The organism is Nocardia jiangxiensis NBRC 101359, from assembly GCF_000308615.1.
Lineage (GTDB): Bacteria > Actinomycetota > Actinomycetes > Mycobacteriales > Mycobacteriaceae > Nocardia > Nocardia jiangxiensis.
Genome location: NZ_BAGB01000160.1, coordinates 62916 through 68915, shown reverse-complemented (window position 1 = coordinate 68915; position 6000 = coordinate 62916). Strand labels below are relative to the sequence as shown.

The window sequence follows — 6000 nt, the reverse complement described above, 5'->3', positions numbered from 1 at the left end:
CTAGCACTGCCTGCTTACCTGGCTTGCCGGCGGCCAACGCTGCGTCATCGCTCCCCTCGCCCAGCAGTAGCGGTTCCGTGGCTTTGCGCTGCCTTCCGACCTACTCAGAGCTCCCGATCGGGCCCAGGGCGAACCAAACTCTGCCTCTGCCTCCCAGTATCGATCCACTGTATAGCGCTGCTCCGGAAACCAATTCACGGCACCGCAATGTCAGGCAACTCAGGCATCAGCGCCGATCAACCACGTCTTCCCTGACGGCATCGCCCAAACACCGCCGCCACAAAAAGCTTCGACGACATGTCGTCGCCCCACGCCCCGAACACCTCTAGACCCACCCTCGCGAATTCCCCACGCACACAAGGAGGTCCGCCGACATGCCCGGCAGAGAACCGGCAGCACCGAGGACGCGCCGTGCCGAACCCATCGACAAGCGCACCGCCAAGGACGGAACCGTCACCTACACATTCCAGATCGATGTCGGCACCAAGCCAGACGGTGGACGGAACCGGCTCACCTTCACCTACCCCACATTGGGCGAAGCTCAGCGTGAACTCCGGCGAATCAAGACAGAACTCGCCGAACACCGCTATGTGCCGCGCACGGACATCACCGTCGACGACGCATGCGACGAATGGTTGAACGGGCGCCGCGGGATCCGCCTGGTCAAGCTCGAGGGCTACCGAAACCATCTCAAACCGGTCCGCCGGCACCTCGGCCGAAAGCAACTGGCCGAGGTCACCAAAGCCGACCTCGACGCCCTGGTCGATTGGATGCTCGACCAAGGCCGCGCCGACCCACGCCACTTCCAGCCCGACAGCCTGATGTCGCGGGTCGCAGCGTTCGTCGACCGACAGCCCGCTGCCGGCGTGCCAGTCGGCGAGATCCGAGCCGCGTTCCCGGAGTGCGATGTATACAACTGCCTGTCGGTGCTCGTGCGCACCGGCAGGATCATCCGCCCGCGTCGCGGCGTGTACGCCCCGACCCCGTATCCCGCCCCCGACAGGGCACCCGAGGGCGTCAAACCCATCACCGTCCGAACCACGCTGACCACGTTCGGGATGGTCGTCCAGTCCTTCGTCGACCAAGGCAGAGTGCCGCTGAATCCGGTCAAACTCGTCGACCGGCCGCCGGACGACCTCGACGACGATGACGATGACGATGACGGCGGCGATGGCGGGAAGTCGTGGACCTTGGCCGAGGTCGAAGCGCTCCGCGAATCGGTTCGGACGCACCGTCTCTAGGCGTGCTGGCTGTTGTCCTGCTATGGGCTGAGACGCAGCGAAGTGCTGGGCATGCGCTGGAAGCGCTTCGACGACGCGCGGCTGCGGATCCGGCGGGGCCGGGTGGCGATCGGAAAGATCGTCGAGGAGAACGGACCCAAATCCAAACGCAGCCGACGCGACCTCCCACCACCACAGGATGTACGGGAAGCGTTGTGGTCGTTCAAAACCCACCAGAAGGCCGAATGCCTGGCACTGGGCATCCCGTGGTCGGAGGATCGCTTGATCGCGGTCCACGCGGACGGCACACCGATCCGGCCCGCCTGGTACAGCGACGAATTCCAGCGACTCCGCAAAGCGGCGGGACTACGCCGCATCCCCCTGAAAGGACTGCGCAACACCTCGGTGTCGATGATGCTCGCCCGCGGCGTCCCACCCCTGGTGGTCGCCGCCTGGCACGGCCACGACCCCGCGGTGTCACTACGGATCTACAACCAGACCCGCCCCGAGGATCTGCGAGCCGCCGGCGCCGCCCTTTTCTGCTCCCCGAGGATTGATAGCGAAACCGCTTGGCAGACTGTTGGCAGAATGGCGGGTTTCGGACATGAAAAAAAGCAGGCCGTACCCGGTGAAAACCGGGCTTGACCTGCTGTTCTTCTTCGGTGCGCGATACTGGGATTGAACCAGTGACCTCTTCCGTGTCAGGGAGTTGGGAAGCTGCTCCACACGTCCCGCGGGTAGCGCCTGGTCCAGGTCAGCGAGTCTTTCACGTCCAGCTGATGCCTTCATGTCCCCGATGTATCTGCCTGTCTTGGCACACTATTGGCACACTGGATGCCCCTACTGAACAGCACAACGTCTGCCACACTCGCTTGGTTCTTGATGGCGAATCAGCGGTGTCGACGTCTTCGCCGGCGTCCCAGGCGGTCCAAGGTTCAAGTCCCCTCTCGCGCACGAAAACCGGTCACCGGTGACACATCTGCGTCGAGCGTGCTCGAGACCTACCAGAGCACGCGGAGGCGACTGTGAGAATGTGTCCGACCCGCAAGGACTCCCGGCGGATCTGCCGGAGACGCCACTTCTTCATCCTGGCCCACGCGGCCGTCGGGCATCCTGCGGGAGGGCTCGCATGATCGAGCCGATCGTGCCCCCACAGGGCACCCTGCACGAAATCCTCCACCGCTCGGCACCGACGGCTACTGCCCCGCCGCGCACGGACCTGCTGTACGGCATCTCGACGGTCGGTGAGCCGGACGTGTCACGGATCGGTGTCTGTTCGCCGCGTTGGGCTGGGCACCGGGAACTCGTCTGTCGCTCACCGTCACCGAGCACCGGCTTCTCATCGCCACTCCCCTGGCGGGCGGGCTGGTCGCGATGCACGACGGCTTCCTCCGCATCCCGTTCCGGCTGCGCCGACAGGCGGGCCTGGCGATCGGAGACCGAGCGCTGCTGCTGGCCGACCCGTCCTCTGCATCGCTCGCTGTCCACGCCCCCGTGACTGTGGCCGAACTACTCACTCCAACTCTGCGTGCACTGAAGGAGGCGAACCGATGAGTACAGAAACTACGAACCCCGTCTCGGCCGATGTCCTGACCGCAGCCCGGGTGCTGTTGTCGCAATTGGGCGTATCCCCGGAGGATCTCACCGGCACACCGGTCCTCGTGCCGACCTTCGCCCAGATCGTGCCGCAGGTCCGAGCGACACTGACACCAGGCACCTTGCGCACCTACAACACCCATTTCGTCCGACTGGAAACCGAATGGGGCACACGCCAAGTGAACGAACCCTCCAAGGCCGACCTGGAGGAGATGGCACGAACTGTACGACGCGACACACGCCTCAACCGCGCATCGCGCGGTGGTTCCGGCGCGGTGGCGAACTTCCTCAGCGCCGCCCGGTGCGTCTACCGCTACGCCGAAGACAACGGCTGGATCCAGTCCGCCGACAACCCTGCTCGACGAGTGCTGATGCCCAAACGCGGAACCTCACGGCGGCACGCGATCGCATCACCACAGTTGGCTCAGATCTGCGAGGTCGGCGCAGCCGCGGGCAACGACCCGGAGCTGGACTCGATACTGCTACGCCTGCACATCGAAACCGCCTGCCGACGCAGCGGCGCACTGGACCTACGGCCCATGGATCTGGACCCCCAGCAGTGCTTGATCTGGCTGCGTGAGAAGGACGGCACCGATCGCTGGCAACCCGTATCACCGACTCTGATGCGGCACCTGCTCGACCATGCCACCCAACGGCACGCACCGCACTCCGGTCAGTTGCTGCGCTACCGCGACGGCAGGCCCATCACCAAACGCCGCTACGACCACCTCTGGGCACGCATCGGCGAGGACCTGCCCTGGGTCGCTCTGCACGGCATCACCGCACACTGGCTGCGCCACACCACCCTCACCTGGGTCGAACGCACCTTCAGCTACGCCATCGCCCAGGCCTACGCCGGACACAGCAGCAAAACCCACGGCACGACACTGACCTACATCAAAGCCGACCTGATCGAAGTCGCCACCGCCCTGGCCGTACTCACCAACGAACCCCACCCACTCGCCCCAGACGCAGTCTCTCGCTCCCCGCACGACACCGAGCACACCTCCTCACACCTCTCTCAGGACGTGACCGCATGACCGCGCACACCGATCATCCGGCCACATCCGCGTGCACACCCCACGCCCACCAACCACACGCCCCAACGCCCATGCCGGTGTCTCGTGCACACGCATTTTTCTGGAGTGTGCTCGCCGTGTCCGCGGCAGTCAGCATCGCCGGCAACGCTGTGCACGCGTTCGTGCACACCCACACCGCCCCGATCCTCGCCGCCGCAGTGGCCATCGTCCCGCCGATCGCGCTACTGACTGCGGTGCACGGTGTCACCGTCCTGCTGCGCACACAATCCCAAAGCCGATCCTTGCATCGGATCGCGACGTCGATGACCGTGCTCATAGCCGCCGCGGCGTTCTGGCTCTCGTTCACCGCCCTGCGCTCACTCGCGGAGTCGGCCGGCATCCCGCACCAACAAACCTGGCTGTGGCCGCTGATCATCGAGGGCTCGATGACACAAGCAACCATCGCGCTCATCGCACTCACCCGTGCACAACACACACCCGCCCCGAGCGTTCCGACACCGCTGCGAACAGAGCCCCACACCGATGCCCACGCGCCTACTGCACAGAACGACGACGATGCAGAACACCCAGAACCCGTGCGCGCAAACAACACCAGCGACCAGTGGACGGAGCTAGCACGAATGATCTGTGACCGCGACCCCGCCCGTCGCCGCGCACCCGACCACATCGCGCAAATCTTGACCTGGCACTACGAAGACGGACTCACCCCCACAGACATCGCCAACAAAACATGCCGAAGCCGATCCACGGTCAGCAGAATCCTCCATCAAGCAGCCCAGCTTGCAGACGTCGATCCTCCGCGGCACCCAACCCCCACGGCGGCCACACTCACGAACAGAGCACCCGCATCGGAGACCGAATCGGCTCGGCCTTAAGACACTCGCGGTGATCACTGTGCGTGGGCACATGTCGGACATACCCGTGTTCCGGATGGTGCTGTTATCGATCCTGGACGTGCGAGCCGACGCCACAGTCCACGAAGTCTCGGTGTAAACCGGGAATTCACCAGGCCCGGGTCTGGACGGGAGGCCCCGGCACAAGGCAGTCCAGGGCCTCCCTCGGCCGCGAGCCCGCAGGGGCAACAGGGCCACGGCCTCGATTCGGGAATCCGGCCACTCCAACCGGGCCTACAACCTCCAGCGCCAGCGCGGGCAGGGTCATTCCACTGTAGTTACCGCCGAGCAGACACGGTGCGATTCGGGAGGTAGCCACCCCTGGAATCGCGCCCGATTTATCCCGTTTCTGGCAGCCGATAAGTGAACCTTACCGACCTACAGGCCGCCCCGGAGGTCGGCGACTCGGAGCCTGGTGGTTGCCTTATCTCCCCACTCGGGGAACCACCAAGGCAGCACGGCCTTCTCGTGGTCGGGGAGGTACTCCATGCGAGGCGCGAACTCGTTGAGGATGTAGCCGAGGCGGCCAAGGATGTGGCAGCAATCTCGCATCCACTGAAGCCGGTAGAGGGAGTCGCGTAGCTCGTCCTCGGTCAGCGTGTCGAGGTGCATGGTTTGCTGCGACCATGTGTCATCTCGCCAGCTCAGTTCGCCGGGGTGGCCTTCAGGCGTTTTTCGCGGGGCACCTGGCGCACCTAGCCGCACGAAGTTCATGATCCGGTGCGGCCGCTCACCCGTGATCGAGTCGATGTAGAGAAGGTGCGCAAGCTTGTGCCGGACCTTCCCGACCTGATCTGCGGACAATGGGGAGTCATCGTGCGGCCAGCGGATCCTGTAATTCTGGGCGACACCGTGGATCGTGGCGGGCAGCTTGTTCGTGTCTGGTGGTGGTCCGCCTCTTCCGACAGAGTGAAAGTAGGTGAAATTGACTTCGGCCACCACCGTCTGCCAGCAGCCTATGACCTGAAGAGCGGTGCGCTCCAACACTTCGGAGGGCCTCCAAGCGGCGGCCTCTCGCTTCCGCCGCTCTTCGGACTTGGAGAAGATCTGGTCGAGCTCGGCGGCCTTCGAGCTCTCAGACTTCGTTGATTCCGGTTCGACCACGAGCGATAGCTTATTGCCACAAGGTGGTCCACCCCCACGAACCTGCCTGTCTCGAAACCTTGGATTCCGAGACAGCGTGACAGATACCACGTTGGCGCTGACAACCTGCACGCCGCTGGTCTCGGAATCTAGTCTCGTTCGCGAACA

6 protein-coding genes are annotated in these 6000 nt (G+C 64.5%); 5 read left to right on the top strand and 1 reads right to left on the bottom strand.

The window, feature by feature from the left end:
- Positions 1–374: 374 nt before the first annotated feature.
- The 5 genes from ON40_RS55130 to ON40_RS48790 all read left to right on the top strand — a co-directional run bounded on the left by ON40_RS55130 (position 375) and on the right by ON40_RS48790 (position 4731).
- Positions 375–1241, top strand: a complete 867-nt coding sequence (locus ON40_RS55130; RefSeq protein ID WP_063713174.1) for a site-specific integrase — start codon at positions 375–377, stop codon at positions 1239–1241.
- Between the two features lie 12 nt (positions 1242–1253).
- Positions 1254–1865, top strand: coding sequence for a site-specific integrase (locus ON40_RS55125; protein WP_281033105.1), 612 nt, complete (start codon positions 1254–1256; stop codon positions 1863–1865).
- A gap of 639 nt (positions 1866–2504) precedes the next feature.
- Entirely contained in the window at positions 2505–2774 is a 270-nt protein-coding gene (locus tag ON40_RS38140; protein ID WP_040830255.1) for a hypothetical protein, read from the top strand.
- Complete coding sequence (locus ON40_RS38135) at positions 2771–3856, top strand: tyrosine-type recombinase/integrase (RefSeq protein WP_051194209.1); 1086 nt, start codon at positions 2771–2773, stop codon at positions 3854–3856. Before ON40_RS38140 ends, ON40_RS38135 begins: the two co-directional genes overlap by 4 nt.
- 197 nt (positions 3857–4053) lie before the next feature.
- Positions 4054–4731 carry a DUF2637 domain-containing protein gene (locus ON40_RS48790; protein ID WP_157186701.1) on the top strand — a complete coding sequence of 226 codons (678 nt, stop codon included), beginning with the start codon at positions 4054–4056 and terminating at the stop codon, positions 4729–4731.
- Positions 4732–5127: 396 nt separating this feature from the next.
- On the opposite strand, the gene ON40_RS38125 is transcribed toward ON40_RS48790, so the two are convergent.
- Positions 5128–5853, bottom strand: a complete 726-nt coding sequence (locus ON40_RS38125) for a hypothetical protein (RefSeq protein WP_040830254.1) — start codon at positions 5851–5853, stop codon at positions 5128–5130.
- Positions 5854–6000 lie beyond the last annotated feature (147 nt).